Origin of the sequence: Streptococcus sp. 9.1, from assembly GCF_016648815.1 — a bacterium.
Classification (GTDB): Bacteria; Bacillota; Bacilli; order Lactobacillales; family Streptococcaceae; genus Streptococcus; species Streptococcus salivarius_E.
Genome location: NZ_JACLQS010000001.1, coordinates 311,280 through 331,353, shown reverse-complemented (window position 1 = coordinate 331,353; position 20,074 = coordinate 311,280). Strand labels below are relative to the sequence as shown.

The window sequence follows — 20,074 nt, the reverse complement described above, 5'->3', positions numbered from 1 at the left end:
CGACTTGGTTTCTTTATTTAATCAGTTTCTTTTGCTGTCTCAGCTTTCTGAGCAGTTTTTTCGGCTTTTTTAGCAGACTTAATGGTGATGTGGCCTTTTGAAGTCATGACTGCCTTGAGATCTTTTTCGTTTGGATTTTCAAGGTAGAAGTCAGTAATAGCGTCTTCAATATGATCTTGGATGGTACGACGTAGTGGTCGAGCACCCATCTTAGGATCGTAACCAAGGTCAACCAATTTTTCCTTAACTTTCTCAGTTACACTGAGGTGGATACCGTTATTAGCCAAGCGTTGGTTGACATTATCAAGCATGAGGTCCACGATAGTGAGGAGATTTTCCTTGCTAAGGGCAGAGAATTCGATAATACCGTCAAAACGGTTCATGAATTCAGGGCTGAAGAAATCTCCAAGCTGGTTAAGCACAGAATTGGTACGATTTTCACGGGCAGCTCCAAAGCCAACGCTAGCTTCTACTTTACCTGTACCAGCATTTGAAGTCATGATGATGATGGTATCCTTGAAACTTACAGTTCGCCCTTGACCATCAGTCAAGCGACCGTCGTCAAGAACTTGGAGGAACATGTGAAGAACGTCTGGGTGAGCTTTTTCAACCTCATCTAGAAGAATGAGTGAATAAGGATTACGGCGGACTTTTTCAGTTAACTGACCAGCTTCGTCGTAACCGACATATCCTGGAGGGGCACCGACTAATTTGGCAACGGCGTGTTTTTCCATGTATTCTGACATGTCGAAACGAATCATACTGTCAGCTGAACCAAAGAGTTCAATCGCCAATTGTTTAGAGAGTTCAGTTTTACCGACTCCTGTAGGACCTACGAAGAGGAAGCTACCAATTGGGCGATTTGGTGCACCCAATCCAACACGATTACGACGGATGGCTTTGGCAATCTTATCAACTGCGGCATCTTGTCCGATAACATGTGATTTAAGATCATCAGCAAGACTAAGAAGTTGTGATTGTTCTTTTTCTTTCAAATCACCGACAGGAATATTGGTTTTTTGTTCCACAATGGCTTCGATATGTTTTTCTGTGATGACAGGCATATCTTGGTCTTTGATGGTTTGTTTTTGCATTTCCTTGTATTTGGCAATTTGATCACGGAAATAGGCAGCTTTTTCAAAGTCTTCGTCACGAGTAGCTTGAGCCTTGAGGTTTTCAGCCTCAATCAAACGTTTGTCGATATCTTTAGGATCAACAAAGTTGAGGGTCAAGTTCATCTTAGAACCTGCTTCATCGAGAAGGTCGATGGCCTTGTCTGGCAAGAAACGGTCTTGAATGTAGCGGTTGGACAATTCTGCAGCTGCAGTAATCGCTTCGTCCGTATATTTGACGTGGTGGTAGTCTTGATATTTAGGCTGAATCCCACGCAAAATAGTGATGGTTTCCTCAACCGTTGGTTCGTCAACCTTAACTGGTTGCATACGACGCTCTAGGGCAGCATCTTTTTCGATGATGCGGTATTCGTTGAGTGTTGTTGCTCCGACCAGTTGAAGTTCTCCACGAGCAAGGGCAGGTTTTAGGATGTTTCCAGCATCCATATTGCCATCACCAGCATTACCAGCTCCCACAATTTCATGGATTTCATCAATAAATAGGATAACATCCTGACGTTGACGAATTTCTTCCATGAGTTTTTGCATGCGTTCTTCAAATTGGCCACGGATACCAGTCCCTTGAACCAGACTGACCACATCAAGACGGATGACTTGTTTGCCTTGGAGTTTTTGTGGCACGCTACCGTCTACAATTTTTTGAGCTAGTCCTTCAACGACAGCAGTCTTACCGACACCGGGTTCACCGATGAGGACGGGATTGTTCTTGGTACGGCGGTTAAGAATTTCGATGACACGAATGATTTCCTCGTCACGACCAATGACTGGATCGATGTCTCCACGACGAGCGATGTCAGTGATGTTAATGCCGAACTCTTCAAGAAGACCTTGTGGCTGTTGAGGAGCTTGTTGGCGTGGTCCTCCTGGGCGGCCTGGCCCTTGTGTATTGCCACCGTTTCCTCGGTTACCACCTTCTTGTGTTGGAGGTGTATTGGGAAGATCACCGTTAGAAGAACGGAAGTTATTTAGGTCGCTGAAGAAATCATCGAAGAAGTTGGAACCTCCAGTTTGATTGAATTGATTAAGGGGGTTCTCTGGGTCAGATTTCATGATTTTATAACAATTTTGACAGAGGTCAACTTGTTGCTGATTACCATTTACATTGGTATACAAATGAATACTAGCTTCATTAAGGTTACAGTTTTGACAGAGCATATCAGTACCTCTTTTCTATCTGAATTGGGAAAGACCTTTTTTGAAAATATTCTTGGTCAAAAAAGGTCAAATCTATGACTCCATTATAGCATGCGGGAGATAGATTGCAAGTAAAAAGCATCTAGAATTGGCACTCTCTTGGCAGGAGTGCTAATGTTGAATTTTAATTCAAAATCACTTGTTTATAATGTATAAATATTATATAATGTTTTTATATTATTCAGAACGAAAGAGAGATACCTATGACACAAGCTAAATCCTTTTTGAAAGAAATCGACTTTACCAAGCAAGAACTCGAGGAGTTAATTGATTTATCTATAAAATTTAAACAGTTAAAAAAGGAAAAAATTCCGCATAAATATTTAGATGGTTTAAATATTGCCTTGATTTTTGAAAAAACATCTACCAGAACTCGCTCAGCTTTTACAGTGGCCGGTCAGGACCTAGGTATGAATGTGACCTACCTTGGTGCTGGAGACATTCAGTTAGGTAAGAAGGAATCTGTAGTTGATACAGCCAAGGTTCTGGGATCTATGTTTGATGGAATCGAGTACCGTGGTTTTAAACAAGAAGATGTTGAAGATTTGGCCAAGTACTCAGGAGTTCCGGTCTGGAATGGTTTGACGGATACCTGGCATCCAACTCAAATGATTGCGGATTTCATGACTTTGAAGGAACACTTCGGTAGTTTGGAAGACTTGACCATCGCCTATATTGGAGATGGTAGAAATAATATGGCCAACTCACTTTTGGTCACTTCGGCTATTTTAGGCGTTAATGTCAAGATTATTGCCCCAGAGGTGCTGCAACCCGAAGATGAGATTGTAGCCTTAGCTCAGAAACATAATAATGGTGCCGACTTAACCATTACAGATGATATTTCAGAGGTCGAGGGAGTGGATATGCTTTATACGGATGTCTGGGTATCTATGGGTGAAGAGGTAGATTTTAAATCTCGTATTGATTTACTCTTGCCTTATCAAATTAATGCAGACCTACTAGCCAAGACAGAAAATCCAGATGTTATCGTTATGCATTGTCTCCCAGCCTTTCATGATCTCGATACCCAAATTGGGAAAGAAATCTATGACAAATATGGTTTGGCAGAGTTAGAAATCACAGATCAAGTCTTCCAAAAATACAGTGATATCATCTTCCAAGAAGCTGAGAATCGTATGCATTCTATCAAGGCCATTATGTACAATTCCTTGAAAAATATTTAAAATTCCCCCATTTTTCCCATAAGTGTGATAAAATAAGTAAGAAATACACAATTAATAGGAGAAATAACATGGAATCACATTTGGTGAGAATCATTAACCGTCTTGAAATGATGGCGGCTGATGGTGGTAATTTGAAACGTAATTTTGAACGTGAAGGAGTGGTTGTTGCCGAAGTATCATTTAGCAACGATCCTGAAAATGGTCCAGTTTTCACATTGCGTGACGTTGAAGCACGTGAATCTTATTCATTTGATAGCATCGACTTGATTTCAATGGAAATCTACGATTTGCTTTACTAATAAATCATTTGGGGACTTTACAAGGTTCCAAAAATTCAAAATGCCTGAAACTCGATAGTTTCAGGCATTTTTATCAGGATGAAAGCATCGGGTAATGCTTGTATGGGTTACCAAAATAGGCAGTATTTGAAATCATTGACAAACCTTTTGGGAAGATGTCATCTTAGGAGGACTTGAGGTGTCTTGCTTGAGAGATTTGATAGCGATGTCTATAACTTAGTTTTTATACTGAAATATCGCATTTATAAGAAAATACTTTATTTTTATACAGTCTTCTGATATAATATTGAAGAATATTAGTAAGGAGTATCTAGATGAATTTTTCATTTCTACCGCAGTTTTGGTCTTACTTTAACTATGGTGTCTTAGTAACAATTATGATTTCGGTCTGCGTGGTCTTCTTCGGAACCATCCTCGGGGTTTTGGTATCCTTGGCCAAGCGTTCTGGAATCAAACCTTTGGAATGGCTAGTAAGCCTTTATGTTTGGGTTTTCCGTGGGACTCCTATGGTTGTGCAGATTATGATTGCTTTTAACCTCATCCACATGAACCTTCCAACTGTGCAGTTTGGGATTTTAAACCTTGATTTGTCACGTATCGTTCCGGGTATTATCGTCCTTTCTTTGAACAGTGGTGCTTATATTTCTGAGAGCGTACGTGCAGGTATCGAGTCTATTCCTAAAGGTCAGATTGAAGCAGCCTACTCACTTGGTATCCGTCCATGGAATACCATGCGTTATGTGGTCTTGCCTCAAGCTATTAAAAATATCTTGCCTGCCTTAGGTAACGAGTTTGTCACTATTATCAAGGATAGTTCGCTCTTACAAACTATCGGGGTTATGGAATTGTGGAATGGTGCACAAACTGTTGCAACAACGACCTACTTGACTTTGACGCCGCTCTTGTTCGCAGCCTTCTATTATTTGATTGTAACAACAGCTATGACGGCACTCTTGAAACAAATGGAACAACGACTTGGGGAGGGACGTAAATAATGGCAGAAACAATTATTGAGATTAAAAATCTTCACAAGTATTTTGGTAAGAATGAAGTTCTCAAAGGGATTGATCTAGATATTAAAAAGGGTGAAGTAGTGGTTATCATTGGTCCTTCAGGATCAGGAAAATCAACCTTCCTACGCTCAATGAACTTGCTTGAGAAACCTACAAAAGGCGTTATTTCTTTTGAAGGTGTGGATATTACAGATAAGAATAACGATATTTTCAAAATGCGTGAAAAAATGGGAATGGTTTTCCAACAGTTTAACCTCTTCCCTAACATGACAGTTAAGGAAAATATCACCTTGTCACCGATTAAAACCAAGGGTGTTTCAAAAGCTGATGCAGACGCGAAAGCTATGGAACTTTTAGAAAAGGTTGGCTTGAAAGATAAGGCAGATGCCTACCCAACAAGTCTATCTGGTGGTCAGCAACAACGTATTGCAATCGCACGTGGTTTGGCTATGGATCCAGACGTTCTCTTGTTTGACGAACCAACATCAGCCCTTGATCCAGAAATGGTTGGTGAAGTTCTTGCAGTTATGCAGGACCTTGCTAAATCAGGGATGACAATGGCAATTGTTACCCACGAAATGGGCTTTGCTTATGAGGTGGCTGATCGTGTTATCTTTATGGATGGCGGTGTTATTGTCGAAGAAGGTACACCACAAGAGATTTTCGACAATACTAAGGAAGATCGTACTAAGGATTTCTTGAGTAAGGTTTTGTAAGATATTCATTAAGTATGTATACATTGTTTGTGAAGGCTGGAACTTTTCTGGCCTTTTCTTTTTGTGTTCTGCTTTTCTAGAATCATTCTTGTTTAGGATAATATTGCGGAAAAAATGGATAAATATGCTATAATGATGCCATATCAAAAATAATAAAGTAGGTCAAGAAATATGCTCATATATGATGCGGCCTTAAAAACGCCTTACCGGATTCTTGGCATTAACCTCCCTAAGGATAGTCTTTTGCACTTATCTAACCTAGGGCTGGCTGCCGGTGAAATGATTGAGGTGGTAACTAAGACCAAGAACAGTGCTATTATTATCGTAAAGGGGAGTCGCTTAGCCTTTGATGCTTCGATTCTAGATAAGATTGATTTGGCACCTGCGGAGGAAGATCAGGAAAAGATACCTCTTTCTGAATTACCAGTTGGACGTTCGGCTATCGTTACTGATATTTTTTCAGCAAATGAGACCAAACGGCGTCTTATGGATATGGGAATTACAAAGCGTACTCGGGTCTTATTGCGTAAGGTAGCTCCTTTGGGAGATCCTCTAGAAATTAGCTTGAGAGGGTATGAATTAACCCTACGCAAGTCGGAAGCGCAAATGATTAGTGTGGTCATGCTGGACGAGGGAGAGGAAAAATGACAGAAATTGCATTAATAGGTAATCCTAATAGTGGTAAAACCAGTTTATTCAACCTGATAACAGGGACCAATCAGCGTGTTGGTAACTGGCCGGGTGTTACTGTAGAACGAAAAAGTGGTCTGGTCAAAAAGAATAAGGATTTAGAAATCCAGGATTTACCAGGGATTTACTCAATGTCACCCTATAGCCCTGAAGAAAAGGTAGCTCGTGACTATTTGTTGAGCCAAAGGGCCGAAAGTATTCTAAATGTGGTTGATGCGACTAATTTGGAGCGTAACCTTTATCTGACAACGCAGTTGATTGAGACAGGTATTCCAGTCACTTTAGCACTTAACATGAGTGATGTTTTGGAGGCTCAGGGAAAACAGATAAATATTGATAAATTATCTTATCATCTAGGCGTCCCAGTAGTAGCTACTAGTGCTCTCAAACAAACTGGTGTCGATCAGGCAGTGAAGAAGGCAGCTCATACGACAACCTCTACAGTTGCTGACATTGCCTTTCCAATTTATGACGATAAGTTAGAAGCTGCCATCTCACAAATTTTGGAAGTCTTGGGAAATTCGGTGCCACAAAGGTCTGCGCGTTTTTATGCCATTAAACTCTTTGAACATGATGCTTTAGTTGAGGCTGAGCTAGACTTGTCCCCATTCCAACGAAAAGAAATCAAAGATATCATTCGTATCACTGAGGAAATTTTCACAGAAGATGCGGAGTCAATTGTCATTAATGAGCGTTATGCCTTTATTGAACGTGTTTGTCAGATGGCTCAAAGTCATACGGAAGATTTTGCCCTGACCTTGTCAGATAAGATTGATAGGATTGTTACCAACCGTATTTTGGCTTTACCAATTTTCGCAGCAGTTATGTATTTGGTTTATTTCTTATCTATCCAAACTGTTGGAACCATGTGGACAGACTGGGCTAACGATGTGCTTTTTGGTAAGTATGTTCCAGATTTGGTAACTTCTGGTCTTGACTTTCTTCAAGTTCAGGACTGGCTTAAGTCTTTGATTATTGATGGTATCGTCGCTGGGATTGGGACAGTACTAGGATTCCTTCCTCAAATTTTTGTGCTCTTTATCTGTTTGGGTGTGCTTGAGGACATTGGATATATGAGTCGTATTGCCTTTGTTATGGACCGTATTTTCCGACGTTTTGGGCTTTCTGGAAAATCCTTTATTCCCATGCTGATTTCGACAGGTTGCGGGGTTCCAGCGGTTATGTCTAGTCGAACTATTGAAAATGAAAGGGACCGTCGCATTACCATTATGACGGCAACCTTCATGCCTTGTTCGGCCAAGTTGGAAATAATTGCCTTGATTGCTGGAGCTTTCTTCCCTAGTAACTCATTAGTAGCACCAAGTACTTATTTTATTGGGATGGCTACCATTATCTTATCAGGTATTGCCCTCAAAAAGACGAGTTTTTTGGGTGGCCTAACCAGTCCGTTTATAATGGAATTGCCTGCTTACCATTGGCCTAAAGCCATGTCAGTTTTGCGCTATGCCTTTGGTAAGGCTATGAGTTTTGTCAAACGTGCGGGAACCATCATTTTCAGTTTAACGGTTCTTATCTGGTTTATGTCTAACTACAACTTTACGCTACATACGGTAGATACGGAAGCCAGCATTTTGGCGACTCTCGGTAGGAGTTTGTCTTGGATTTTTGATCCGCTTGGATTTGGAAATTGGAAGGCAACAGTTGCGGCTCTTACAGGCTTAGCTGCCAAGGAGACTGTTGTTGCCACCTTTGGTATTCTCTATCATAATAGCAGTGAAGCTGGTTTAGCTGAGGCTTTACGAGGAGATTATTCTTCCCTAGCAGCTTATTCCTTCTTAGTCTTTAATTTACTTTGTGCCCCATGTTTTGCAGCTATTGGAGCTATTAAGCGTGAAATGGCCAATCTTAAATGGACGGTTGGTGCTATCGGTTTTCAAACAGGCCTAGCTTATTGTGTGAGTTTAATTCTTTATCAGTTTGGCCAAGTTATCCTATACGGCAAGTCAATGACAATTTGGACTTTTGTTGCTTTCTTGCTGTTAGTGACCATGATTTATTTTGTGGTTCGTAAACCACGTCAGATTAAGGATCAAATCATTAGTTTGGATAATCTTCAAGAAGCCCATATTTAGGTTTAGGAGGAATTGTTATGTCAACGTTTATCATTGCCTTCATTATTTTTGCTTTGGCTGGCCTTGGCATCCGTCACTATATCAAAGGAAAAGGTTCTTGTGGCGATTGTGAGTGTTCTTGTCCGGTTAAGGAAGAAATGTATAAGGCTAATCGCTAATAATATATAGAAAAATGGTCTCTTAAATGAATAAGAGACCATTTTCTTACGATTGTAAGAAATGTATAAAGGTATGTAGGTTGGAAGTATGATACTATAAGATAGATAAATAATCTAAATTTTTAACAAAAAAGGGAGATGTATAAGGAATGGTTTTGAACAGAGAGATTGTCCTAATTCATGGGACCTGGTGTGATGGCAATGTTTGGGGAGAATTTGCGACAGGTCTACGTCAAATGGGATACAAGGTGCATACACCTAGCTTTCGTTACCATGACCTACCTTATCAAGAGTGCCTAGCTAAAGTTGGGACTGTTACCTTGCAGGACTATCGAGATGATTTAGTGGCTTTGATTGAAAGTCTAGACCAACCACCACTCATTTTGGGGCACTCTTTAGGCTGTCTGGTGGCTCAAATGGTTGCTGAAAAGACAGAAGTTGCTGGTATGATTCTCATGGGACCTGCTCCGACAGCAGATATTTATGCCTTTTATCCAACCATGTTAGCTTGTTTTGGCAAACACTTTTTACGCTGGGGTTTTTGGAAAAAAGCCATGCCCCCTTATAAAAAGGAGTTTTTCAAGTATTGCATGAATGAACAAGAGGAAGCTTTGAAAGAGGAAGTTTTTGCTAATCTGGTTCCTGAATCAGGAAAAGTTTATACTCAGATGGCTCTTCATTGCTTTGATAAGACAAAGGCAGCTTATGTGGACTTTAGTAACATTTTATGTCCTGTTCTCGTCATTTCAGGAACCAAGGATAAGATGACTCATCCTAATATTGCTAGAAGAACAGCTAAGAACTACCGTGATTCTGTTCTCGTTTCCTTAACAGGTGCAGATCACATGTATGAAAGTGGCAAATACCAGCAGAAGACCTTGAAGGTTATTAAGGGTTGGAGTCAGCAAAATGGTTTTGTGGATTAGTCACGAAAGATAATCAGAAGAAGTTGGAAGGCAATTCCAGCTTTTTTAGCTTTCATTTGAAACGTCTTTTTGAAAATTTAGAAAATTTAGTCACAAAGAGTCCTCACTATGGTATAATTGAAAAAAAGTATGTATTGGAGAACACCCATGGCGATAATAATGGATGGTAAGGCCCTAGCTGTTAAAATGCAGGATCAATTGCAAGAAAAGGTAGCACGTCTAAAAGAAAAGGAATGGATTGTGCCAGGACTAGTGGTAATTATGGTTGGAGACAACCCAGCTAGTCAAGTTTATGTGCGTAATAAGGAACGTGCTGCTAAAAAGGCTGGCTTCCATAGTCAGACGGTCAATCTTTCTGAGAGTATTAGTGAGGAAGAGTTGATTGAAGTTATTGAGCGCTATAATCAGGATCCGCTTTTCCATGGTATCTTGGTTCAGTTGCCACTGCCGAATCATATTAATGAAATGCGTATTCTTTTGGCTATTGATCCTAAAAAAGATGTCGATGGTTTCCATCCTATGAATACTGGTAATCTTTGGAATGGTCGCCGTCAAATGGTTCCTTGTACACCGGCTGGGATTATGGAAATCCTTCGTGAGTACAATGTTGAATTGGAAGGTAAGACAGCAGTTATTATCGGACGTAGTAATATTGTTGGTAAACCTATGGCTCAGCTTCTTCTAGAAAAGAATGCAACAGTTACCTTGACCCACTCACGAACACCGAATTTGGCTAAGGTTTGTAGCAAGGCAGATGTCTTGATTGTAGCTATTGGACGTGCAAAATTTGTAACAGAAGACTATGTCAAAGAAGGTGCTGTTGTCATTGATGTGGGAATCAACCGTGATGAAGAAGGCAAACTTTGTGGTGACGTTGATTTTGATCAAGTGAAAGATAAGGTTGGCATGATCACGCCTGTTCCAGGTGGTGTAGGCCCTATGACTATTACTATGCTGATGGAACAGACCTATCAAGCTGCTCTTCGTAGTGCGAAAGGATAGTTTATGAAAGTTGATGACGATTTAGCTAGGCAAGTGATAACACCTCGCTTGAGAGAGTCTCACAAGGGTTCTTACGGTCGAGTGCTTTTAGTTGGTGGGCTTTATCCTTATGGTGGTGCCATCATTATGGCTGCCATAGTTTGTGTCAATAGTGGGGCAGGCTTGGTCACAGTGGCTACGGATCGTGAAAATATCACAGCCCTCCATGCTCATCTCCCTGAAGCCATGGCTTTTGACCTTAGAGAGACTGAAAGATTTCTTGAGAATCTTAGGGCAGCTGATGTGGTATTAATCGGTTCTGGCCTAGGTGAAGATGGTGTAGCTAGTCAGGCTATGGACTTGGTGCTGGCAAATATTAGGGCAGATCAAAATTTGGTTGTTGATGGTTCAGCTCTCAATCTTTTGGCTAAGAAGAATAAGAAGAGCTTACCAGATTGTCACCTTACTCTCACCCCACATCAAAAAGAATGGGAACGCTTGTCTGGTTTAAGGATTCCAGAGCAGACCGTTTCCAACACTCAAAAAGCCTTGGGAGAGTTCCGAGCTGGGACAATCCTGGTTGCCAAGAGTCATAAGACGGCTGTCTATCAGGGTGAAAAAGTAGCTTATTTAGAAGTTGGTGGGCCTTATCAAGCCACAGGAGGAATGGGAGATACCTTGGCTGGTATGATTACTGGTTTTCTGGCCCAGTTTTCTTCAATTGATCGCTATAAGGCTGTCACAGTAGCTACCTGGCTTCACTCAGCTATCGCTGATGATCTGGCTAAAAATGCCTATGTGGTTTTGCCGACACATATCAGTAAAGCCATTCCTAGCTGGATGAAAAAGTTGTCAATATAATCTAAAAAACGTGTCTTATATTGAGGCGAGTTTTTTTAGATTTCGACATTTTTTTAAGATTGCTGAAGCTTATTTGTGATAAAATAAAAGAGAATTTTTATGAGAACATAGAGGAAAAAAAGTGACATCATTTTCGAAAAAACTCAGTCAAAAATGGGAAAAACGGCGCCAAAAACAAAAAGAAAAACGAGCGAACAAACCTAGAAAGCCAGTAAACATTTCACGTCGTGTTTACTTGCTTTTTGGTGTAGTCTTTGTCCTTTTTTTGTTACTTTTTGCACGTTTGACCTATATGCAGGTTTATAACAAATCGTTTTATACTAAGAAATTAGAGGATAATTCTAAGTATACGGTTAGGATTGCAAGTGAACGTGGGCAAATCTTTGATGCTAAGGGGGTCGCTCTTACGACCAACCAGAGTAAGGACGTTATCACCTTTACACGTAGCAATTTGGTGTCATCAGATACTATGAAGAAGGTCGCTGAAAAGTTAGCGACCATGGTAACACTAACGGAGACGAAGGTAACAGCACGCCAGAAACGCGATTTCTATCTAGCGGATTCTGCCACCTACAAACGTGTGGTTAATGATCTTCCAAAGGACAAGAAAACAGATAAGTTTGGTAATAAATTAGCTGAAGCTACTATTTACAACAATGCTGTTGATGCCGTTCCTGATGAAGCAGTGGATTACACTGAGGATGAGCTTAAGATTGTCTACATTTACTCACAGATGAATGCTGTTTCTAATTTCTCAACAGTCACATTGAAAACAGGAGACTTGACGCCTGAACAAATTGCGATTGTAGCAGCTAAACAGAAGGAACTTAATGGTATTACGGTTGCTAAGGATTGGGAGCGTCATACGGTTGATTCAGCCTTGTCTCCTCTCATCGGGAAAGTCTCAAGTTCAGAAGCAGGTTTGCCACAAGAAGATGCTAAGGAATACCTCAAAAAAGGTTATGCCCTTAATGACCGTGTAGGAACTTCTTATCTAGAAAAAGAATATGAGGAGAAGCTACAAGGGAAACATACTGTTCGTGAGATTACAGTAGACAAGGAAGGCGAAGTTGCTAGTGATAAAATCACTCAAAAGGGAAGTAAGGGTAACAATCTGCAGTTGACCATCGACCTTGATTTCCAAAAGGGAGTTGAAGATATCCTAGGTCAACAGCTTTCTTCAGAGATTTCAGAGAACAAAGCTACCTATTCTGAAGGAATGTATGCCGTTGTTATGAATGCTGAAACTGGTGCTGTACTTGCCATGGCGGGGCAAAAACATGAACAAGGAGCACAAGATTTTAAAGCAAATGCCTTAGGAACAATCACTGATGTCTTTATTCCAGGATCTGTTGTTAAGGGAGCAACCCTAACTGCTGGTTGGCGTTCAGGTGCCATCTATGGGAATCAGGTCTTGACTGACCAACCAATCAACATTGCTGGTTCAGCCTCGATTACGTCTTGGTTTACAGATCAAGGTAGCCGTCCTATTACCGCGACACAGGCTCTAGAATATTCATCAAATACCTATATGGTGCAGATTGCAATCAAACTACTTGGCCAACAGTATGTTCCAGGCATGGCCTTGTCGACTGACAATATGGATAAGGCCATGACGACACTTCGTGATACCTACGCTGATTTTGGTATGGGGGTATCTACAGGACTTGATTTGCCTGGAGAATCAGAAGGGTACATTTCTAAGAATTACAATGTAGCCAACGTTTTGACAGAGGCCTTTGGTCAGTACGATTCTTATACAACCATTCAGCTGGCTCAGTATGTTGCTTCAATTGCAAATGGTGGTAAACGTGTAGCACCTCATATTGTGGGAGGTATTTATGATGCTGGTACTAATGGTAGCTTAGGAGCTCTAGCTTCAACGGTAGATACACGTGTATTAAATACCTTACCTCTTGATTCTGAGCAGATGGGGATTATCCAACAAGGCTTTAATGATGTCGTTAATTCTGGTTCTAGCCTTGCGACTGGTAAAGCTATGGCAAGTTCTATCATTCCAATTAGTGGTAAAACAGGGACAGCCGAAACCTATACGACAGACAGCTCAGGTAACACAGTAAAAACATATAATCTTAATGCCGTAGCCTATGCGACCGCCAAAGATGGTACGAAGTTGGCTGTTGGAATCATGTACCCACATGTTCTTGATTGGAAGAGTAAAAGCCCCCAAGTTGCAGTCAAAGCTATCATGGAACTTTATCAAAATACTCACTAAATATGAAAATCTCTCGTGCCTTGCACGAGGGATTTTTCTGTGATATAGTGTTTGAGTATTTGTTCTTGGGTAAAGACATATCCATGACAGTGACAAAAGATAAGTGATGGATAAAAAAATATAAAGAACAGGAGGCCTTCATGCTTTATCCTACTCCAATTGCGAAGCTGATTGATAGTTTTTCAAAACTCCCTGGAATTGGGGCTAAAACAGCGACACGCCTAGCTTTTTATACCATTAGTATGTCTGATGAAGATGTCAACGATTTCGCAAAAAACCTCTTGGCAGCAAAACGTGAATTGACTTATTGTTCGGTCTGTGGTCGTTTGACAGATGATGATCCATGTAACATTTGTACCGATGAAACTAGAGACCGTACTAAGATTTTGGTTGTTGAAGACTCCAAAGATGTTTCAGCTATGGAAAAGATTCAGGAATACCGTGGTCTCTACCATGTGCTTCAAGGGCTTATTTCCCCTATGAATGGTGTTGGGCCAGACGATATTAACCTGAAAAGTTTGATTACCCGTCTTATGGATAGCGAGGTTGACGAGGTTATCATTGCTACTAATGCAACAGCAGATGGTGAGGCAACATCTATGTATATTTCACGTGTCCTTAAACCTGCAGGAATCAAGGTGACTCGTTTAGCGCGTGGTTTGGCAGTCGGTTCTGACATTGAGTATGCTGATGAAGTGACCTTGCTAAGAGCTATCGAAAATCGAACAGAACTATAAGTAAGAAGTGTTGGTCAGGCCAGCACTTTTAGTTTGTAGTAAGTAGGTTTCTCATTAAAAATTTGGTAAAACAAAGTAAGCGCTTTTATAACGAGGAATCATGATGAAGATTGAAAAGGTTTTAAACAACAATGTTATCCAAGCTTTGGATAATAATGTGGAATACATTGTCATGGGTAAGGGACTAGGTTTTCAAAAGAAGGTCGGAGACCTTGTTGATAAGGAAAAGATTGAAAAGACTTTTGTTTTGGAAAATACAGAGGTAGTAGAGGAATGGTCTCGTGTTTATGTCAATTTACCTGATGGTGAAATGCAGGTCTTTTTGAATATCCTTACTTTTGCTGAGGCTGTCTTGCAAACCAAGTTTAATCCCTCTTTTTTCATCGCCCTTGCCGATCACCTACATTATGCTATTGAAAGAAGTAGAGAGGGTGTTTCTTTGCAGAATCCTTTGGCTTGGGAGGTTCGAAAATTTTATCCTCGGGAGTATGAAATTGGGAAACAAGCCCTTCGTTTGATTGCCAAGGATTTAGAAGTTCAGTTAGAAGATGATGAGGCTGCCTCTGTCGCCTTACATTTTGTTAATGCACAAAAAGATGCGGGTCTCCATGAAAAAGACCGACAGATGACTCAAATTGTGGTTGGGGTTAGTGACATTGTCCGTCTTCATTTTGGTTATGATTTGGATGAGGATAGTTTCTCGTATAACCGTTTTATGACACATCTCCAATACCTAGCACAACGTATTGTGAGCGGAGTTAGTGGTGGCAAGAATGATGCTTTCCTTTACGAACAAGTTAAGATAAATTATCCGGAGTCCTTTATCTGTACCCAAAAGATTGCTACCTATATCAAGACAAGTTATGCCTTTGATCTAAGTTTAGACGAACAAGTCTTTTTAACCATTCACATTCAACGTCTTAAGGATAATTTAGATAAGTAAGCGATTCCCAGAGAGGTCCTACAAAAAGCAGACAATTAGCCTTAAGTCTGCTTTTTCTGTGTCCTTATGGTATAATGAAGTGATTAATATTAGACCAAAAATACTCTGGGCTAGTATTCTAGGTATTTGAGTATTTGTATAAAAAAGCTAATGAGTTAGTGAAAGGAAGCGAGCGGTTCTATGCTTGAAGTGAGCATAGCCGTTCCTAAAGTATCTTATGTATATTGAAATGATTGATGAGACTGGACAAGTCTCTGAGAAATTAAAAGAACAAACCTTGGAGTTGCTAGATTTTGCAGCACAAAGACTTGGCAAGGAAGACAAGGAAATGGCGGTCACATTTGTAACCAACGAACGTAGCCACGAGCTAAACCTGGAATATCGTGATACGGACCGTCCAACGGATGTTATTAGTTTGGAGTATAAGCCTGAATTAGACATTAGCTTTGATGAGGAAGAGTTGGCTGAAAATCCTGAATTAGCTGAAATGATGGGAGAGTTTGATAGTTATATCGGTGAACTCTTTATTTCTGTTGATAAGGCTCATGAGCAAGCTGAGGATTATGGTCATAGTTTCGAGCGTGAGATGGGCTTCTTGGCTGTTCACGGTTTTCTTCACATCAATGGCTACGACCATTACACCCCAGAAGAAGAAGCGGAAATGTTTGGATTACAGGAAGAAATTTTGACTGCTTATGGACTTACGCGACAATAACCCACAAAAAAAGTGGAAAAATAGAGAATTTACAGCTAGTTTTGAGTTTGCTCTGACAGGAATAATAACGGCTTTTAAAGAAGAACGCAATATGCGTAAGCACTTGGTTTCAGCTATCTTGGTGGTATTGGCTGGCTTGATTTTCCGTGTGTCTGCGACAGAATGGCTCTTTCTTTTGATGGCAGTTTTTCTCGTAATTGCCCTAGAGATTGTTAATTCTGCCATTGAAAATGTTGTCGATTTAGCTAGTAATTATCACTTTTCGATGCTAGCCAAAAATGCCAAGGATATGGCCGCTGGAGCTGTTTTAGTGGTTTCTTGTTATGCAGTCATTACGGGGATGATTGTTTTCATACCTAAAATTTGGCACTTAATTTTCAATTAAAACGAAGTAGGAAAGAAGTTATATGACATTTAAATCAGGATTTGTGGCTATTCTCGGCCGTCCTAATGTAGGAAAATCAACGTTTTTGAACCATGTTATGGGGCAAAAGATTGCTATCATGAGTGATAAGGCTCAAACAACCCGCAATAAAATTATGGGCATTTACACAACCGATAAGGAACAGATTGTCTTTATCGATACCCCAGGGATTCACAAGCCTAAGACGGCTCTTGGGGATTTTATGGTGGAATCTGCTTATTCAACCCTTCGTGAGGTTGATACAGTCCTCTTTATGGTACCAGCGGATGAGCCTCGTGGTAAGGGTGATAATATGATTATCGAACGCCTCAAACAAGCTAAAGTTCCAGTTATCTTGGTAATCAATAAGATTGACAAGGTCCATCCAGATCAGCTCCTAGAGCAGATTGAGGATTTCCGTACACAAATGGATTTCAAGGAGATTATTCCGATATCTGCCCTCCAAGGAAACAACGTTTCTCATCTTGTGGATGTCTTGAGTGATAACCTTGAGGAAGGGTTCCAATATTTCCCAGCGGACCAAATCACCGACCACCCAGAGCGTTTCTTGGTATCGGAGATGATTCGTGAAAAAGTCCTTCAGTTGACACGTGAAGAAATTCCACACTCTGTTGCGGTTGTCATTGATGAGATGAAGCGTGATGAAGAGACGGATAAGATTCACATTCGTGCGACAATCATGGTTGAGCGTGACAGCCAAAAAGGCATTGTCATTGGTAAACAAGGTTCCATGCTCAAGAAGATTGGTACCCTTGCCCGTAAAGATATTGAAGTCATGCTTGGGGACAAGGTCTTCCTTGAAACCTGGGTTAAGGTTAAGAAAAATTGGCGTGATAAAAAACTTGATTTGGCCGATTTTGGTTACAATGAAAAAGAATATTAAAAAGCTGGGCACTTGCTCGGCTTTCTTGCTAGAAGGAGGAGCAGATGCCTGAGTTACCTGAGGTAGAAACTGTTAGACGAGGGTTAGAAAGATTGGTAGTAGGTCGGACTATTTTGTCGCTTGAGGTTAAGGTCCCGAAAATGATAAAGACCTCCTACGATAGTTTTCTGAATGACTTACCTGGTCAAACTATTCAAGCCATGCGACGTAGAGGCAAGTACTTGATTTTTGACCTTGGACAATTGATTCTGATTTCCCACTTGCGCATGGAAGGAAAATACCTCTTGTTTACAGATCAGGTTCCTGTTAATAAGCATTTCCATCTTTTCTTTACCTTAAATGATGGCTCGACTCTTGTTTATCAGGATGTCCGCAAGTTTGGGACCTTTGATTTATTGGCTAAAAATCAAGAGGACGCTTATTTTACAAAGAAAAAGCTTGGTCCTGAGCCTACTAAGAAGGCTTTTAAATATGCTCCGTTTGAGAGAGCCTTGATGACCTCTGCCAAGCCTATTAAAAGTCTCCTTTTGGAGCAGAAATTAGTGGCTGGTCTAGGCAACATCTATGTTGATGAGGTGCTTTGGGCAGCCAAGGTTCATCCTGAGACGCCAGCAAAGAAACTCAGCAAGGCAGCCATGAAACGGGTCCATGATCAAACGATTGCTATTTTACAGCTAGGAATTGAAAAAGGTGGCTCAACTATAAGGACTTATCGTAATGCCCTTGGTGAAGATGGGACCATGCAGAACTATTTACAGGTTTACGGAAAGACGGGACAGCCTTGTCCACGCTGCGCAAGCACAATTGAGAAAATCAAGTTAGGAGGGAGAGGAACACATTTGTGTCCTCATTGTCAGAAACAATGATTATTGGGTTAACAGGTGGTATTGCTTCAGGAAAATCTACTGTTGTTGAAATGATTAAAGAGGCAGGTTACAAGGTCATTGACGCTGATCAGCTTGTACACGACATGCAGGCCCAAGGGGGCCGTTTGTACCGTGCCTTACTTGATTGGTTGGGAGAGGGGATTCTCCTTTCTAATGGAGAATTGAATCGTCCTAAACTAGGGCAACTGATTTTTTCCAATGAGGAGATGAGACAGCGGTCTGCTGATATTCAAGGGACAATTATTCGAGAGGAACTAGCAGCTCAGAGGGATCGTTTGGCCAAGGAAGAAGATGTTTTTTTCATGGATATTCCCTTGCTTATTGAGAATGGGTATCAGGACTGGTTTGATCAGATTTGGTTGGTGGCAGTGTCACCGGAGATCCAGTGCCAACGCTTGATGAAACGTAATCACTTAAGTGTTGAGGAAGCTAAGCTGCGTATTGATAGCCAGATGTCTTTAGCTGAGAAAATGCCCTATGCCAGCTTGGTTCTTGATAATAACGGTAGTCTCGATGATTTGAAGAAAAAGGTTAAGAGTGCAATAAATGATTTAACGAGCTCCTCATAGCTAGCCATTGTGATATAATGGATAGTGAATTTTAGAAAGAAGATGATTATTTGCGCCAAAAAGAGCTTAAAAGTACTGATTGGCAACGTAACCTTAAAATTGCATGGATAGGAACCTTTTTTACTGGAGCTAGTTTCTCCATTGTTATGCCTTTCATGGCCCTCTACATTGAGGAACTTGGTGTTAAAGGAGATATGGTCGAATGGTATGCTGGCTTGTCTGTTGCCATCTCTGCCTTAGCCTCTGCCTTGGTTTCTCCTGTTTGGGGACGCCTGGCTGACCGTTATGGTCGAAAGCCCATGATGATCAGGGCAAGTATGGTGATGACTTTTACAATGGGAGGTCTTGCCTTAGTCCCAAATGTTTTCTGGCTACTTTTCTTGAGAACGCTGAATGGTTTGTTTGCGGGCTATGTCCCAAATGCCACAGCATTAATTGCTAGTCAGGTTCCTCAGAACCGTTCTGGCTATGCCTTGGGGACCTTGTCTACGGGTCTAACGGCAGGTGTTCTGATTGGCCCTTTGTTAGGTGGTACCTTGTCTGAGGCGTTTGGTATGAGAGGGACCTTTTTATTGGTGGGCCTTATTCTATTTATCTGCTGCCTCTTAACTATTTTTGGCTTGCGAGAGGATTTCCAGCCTGTCGAAAAGGGAGAGATGATGACCCTTTCTCAGGTTTTTGCAAGAATTCCCAGCAAATCTATGTTGATTGGCCTTTTTGTGACCAGTATGATTATTCAGATTTCTGCCCAATCGATTGCACCTATGTTGGCCCTTTACATTCGTTATTTAGGTCAGAGGGAAAATATCCTTTTTTACTCAGGGTTAATTGTTTCTGCTATGGGCTTTTCTAGTCTCTTAAGTACCCCTTATCTGGGAAAATTGGGAGACCGTATTGGGAATCATCGCTTGCTTTTAATGGGGCTATTTTATAGCTTTCTCTTGTATTTCCTCTGTGGTTTTGCCGGTTCAGCCTTGCAACTGGGTATCTTACGCTTTGCCTATGGCTTCGGTGTAGGTGCTCTTATGCCTAGTGTCAATTCTTTATTGACCAAGATGACACCCAAGGAAGGAATCTCAAGAATATTTAGCTTTAATCAAAGCTTTTCATATATTGGACAGGTTTTAGGTCCCTTTGTTGGGTCAGCAGTTGCGACAGGTCTAGGTTATCGCTGGGTCTTCTTTGTGACTGCAATGATTGTCTTTGGAAATTTTGTCTGGTCCTTAATCATCTTTAGAAAATTGCTAGGAGTCAAGAATATAGGTGAGAGTTAAAATCAATTTAAAGTGTAGTGAATGTGGGAGCATCAACTATCTCACAAGTAAAAATAAACAGAATCATCCTGAGAAAATTCAGGTACCCAAATTCTGCCCTAAGGATAGAAAAGTAACCTTACATGTTGAATCTTAAAGGGTTCTATGGTAGAATAAAA

The 20,074-nt window shown here is 40.8% G+C and carries 21 protein-coding genes; 20 read left to right on the top strand and 1 reads right to left on the bottom strand.

Features of this window, described 5'->3' with window-relative positions; all coding sequences use genetic code 11:
- Nucleotides 1-17: 17 nt before the first annotated feature.
- Nucleotides 18-2,288, bottom strand: coding sequence for an ATP-dependent Clp protease ATP-binding subunit (locus tag H7T93_RS01545; protein WP_037620401.1), 2,271 nt, complete (start codon nt 2,286-2,288; stop codon nt 18-20).
- A gap of 242 nt (nt 2,289-2,530) precedes the next feature.
- On the opposite strand from H7T93_RS01545, the gene argF reads away from it, so the two are divergent.
- The 20 genes from argF to rpmG all read left to right on the top strand — a co-directional run bounded on the left by argF (nt 2,531) and on the right by rpmG (nt 20,052).
- Nucleotides 2,531-3,511, top strand: a complete 981-nt coding sequence (gene argF / locus H7T93_RS01540) for an ornithine carbamoyltransferase (RefSeq protein WP_175057470.1) — start codon at nt 2,531-2,533, stop codon at nt 3,509-3,511.
- Between the two features lie 68 nt (nt 3,512-3,579).
- Nucleotides 3,580-3,810, top strand: coding sequence for a DUF1797 family protein (locus H7T93_RS01535; RefSeq protein WP_201041595.1), 231 nt, complete (start codon nt 3,580-3,582; stop codon nt 3,808-3,810).
- 314 nt (nt 3,811-4,124) lie between these two features.
- Entirely contained in the window at nt 4,125-4,805 is a 681-nt protein-coding gene (locus tag H7T93_RS01530; protein ID WP_002890385.1) for an amino acid ABC transporter permease, read from the top strand.
- Nucleotides 4,805-5,539: an amino acid ABC transporter ATP-binding protein gene (locus H7T93_RS01525; RefSeq protein ID WP_037602114.1), complete on the top strand. Its 735-nt coding sequence runs from the start codon at nt 4,805-4,807 to the stop codon at nt 5,537-5,539. Before H7T93_RS01530 ends, H7T93_RS01525 begins: the two co-directional genes overlap by 1 nt.
- A 171-nt stretch (nt 5,540-5,710) precedes the next feature.
- On the top strand, nt 5,711-6,187 hold the full coding sequence (locus H7T93_RS01520; protein WP_064523218.1) for a ferrous iron transport protein A: 477 nt from the start codon (nt 5,711-5,713) through the stop codon (nt 6,185-6,187).
- Nucleotides 6,184-8,322 (top strand): ferrous iron transport protein B, encoded by a 2,139-nt coding sequence (feoB, locus tag H7T93_RS01515; protein ID WP_175057471.1) that lies wholly within the window; start codon nt 6,184-6,186, stop codon nt 8,320-8,322. The genes H7T93_RS01520 and feoB overlap by 4 nt, the downstream gene beginning before the upstream one ends.
- A gap of 17 nt (nt 8,323-8,339) precedes the next feature.
- A complete protein-coding gene (locus tag H7T93_RS01510; protein ID WP_175057472.1) occupies nt 8,340-8,480 on the top strand; it encodes a FeoB-associated Cys-rich membrane protein in 141 nt (46 codons plus the stop codon).
- Between the two features lie 149 nt (nt 8,481-8,629).
- On the top strand, nt 8,630-9,406 hold the full coding sequence (locus H7T93_RS01505) for an alpha/beta fold hydrolase (RefSeq protein WP_175057473.1): 777 nt from the start codon (nt 8,630-8,632) through the stop codon (nt 9,404-9,406).
- A 147-nt stretch (nt 9,407-9,553) separates the two neighbouring features.
- Entirely contained in the window at nt 9,554-10,408 is an 855-nt protein-coding gene (locus H7T93_RS01500; RefSeq protein ID WP_175057474.1) for a bifunctional methylenetetrahydrofolate dehydrogenase/methenyltetrahydrofolate cyclohydrolase, read from the top strand.
- Nucleotides 10,409-10,411: 3 nt separating this feature from the next.
- Nucleotides 10,412-11,248, top strand: a complete 837-nt coding sequence (locus tag H7T93_RS01495; RefSeq protein WP_175057475.1) for an NAD(P)H-hydrate dehydratase — start codon at nt 10,412-10,414, stop codon at nt 11,246-11,248.
- Between the two features lie 121 nt (nt 11,249-11,369).
- Nucleotides 11,370-13,484 carry a penicillin-binding protein PBP2B gene (gene pbp2b, locus H7T93_RS01490; RefSeq protein ID WP_037604008.1) on the top strand — a complete coding sequence of 705 codons (2,115 nt, stop codon included), beginning with the start codon at nt 11,370-11,372 and terminating at the stop codon, nt 13,482-13,484.
- A gap of 140 nt (nt 13,485-13,624) precedes the next feature.
- A complete protein-coding gene (gene recR / locus H7T93_RS01485; RefSeq protein ID WP_002889030.1) occupies nt 13,625-14,221 on the top strand; it encodes a recombination mediator RecR in 597 nt (198 codons plus the stop codon).
- A 103-nt stretch (nt 14,222-14,324) separates the two neighbouring features.
- The gene (gene licT / locus H7T93_RS01480; protein WP_175057884.1) at nt 14,325-15,164 is read left to right on the top strand and encodes a BglG family transcription antiterminator LicT; all 840 of its coding nucleotides are present in this window, start codon (nt 14,325-14,327) and stop codon (nt 15,162-15,164) included.
- A gap of 217 nt (nt 15,165-15,381) precedes the next feature.
- The gene (gene ybeY, locus H7T93_RS01475; RefSeq protein WP_002886021.1) at nt 15,382-15,879 is read left to right on the top strand and encodes an rRNA maturation RNase YbeY; all 498 of its coding nucleotides are present in this window, start codon (nt 15,382-15,384) and stop codon (nt 15,877-15,879) included.
- Nucleotides 15,860-16,264, top strand: coding sequence for a diacylglycerol kinase family protein (locus H7T93_RS01470; RefSeq protein ID WP_002890438.1), 405 nt, complete (start codon nt 15,860-15,862; stop codon nt 16,262-16,264). Before ybeY ends, H7T93_RS01470 begins: the two co-directional genes overlap by 20 nt.
- Before the next feature lie 22 nt (nt 16,265-16,286).
- The gene (era, locus tag H7T93_RS01465; RefSeq protein ID WP_175057476.1) at nt 16,287-17,186 is read left to right on the top strand and encodes a GTPase Era; all 900 of its coding nucleotides are present in this window, start codon (nt 16,287-16,289) and stop codon (nt 17,184-17,186) included.
- Nucleotides 17,187-17,230: 44 nt separating this feature from the next.
- On the top strand, nt 17,231-18,052 hold the full coding sequence (gene mutM / locus H7T93_RS01460; protein ID WP_175057477.1) for a DNA-formamidopyrimidine glycosylase: 822 nt from the start codon (nt 17,231-17,233) through the stop codon (nt 18,050-18,052).
- Nucleotides 18,049-18,642, top strand: coding sequence for a dephospho-CoA kinase (gene coaE, locus H7T93_RS01455; protein ID WP_175057478.1), 594 nt, complete (start codon nt 18,049-18,051; stop codon nt 18,640-18,642). Before mutM ends, coaE begins: the two co-directional genes overlap by 4 nt.
- A gap of 50 nt (nt 18,643-18,692) precedes the next feature.
- The gene (locus tag H7T93_RS01450; RefSeq protein WP_175057479.1) at nt 18,693-19,916 is read left to right on the top strand and encodes a multidrug efflux MFS transporter; all 1,224 of its coding nucleotides are present in this window, start codon (nt 18,693-18,695) and stop codon (nt 19,914-19,916) included.
- Entirely contained in the window at nt 19,906-20,052 is a 147-nt protein-coding gene (rpmG, locus tag H7T93_RS01445; protein ID WP_002890443.1) for a 50S ribosomal protein L33, read from the top strand. Before H7T93_RS01450 ends, rpmG begins: the two co-directional genes overlap by 11 nt.
- Nucleotides 20,053-20,074 lie beyond the last annotated feature (22 nt).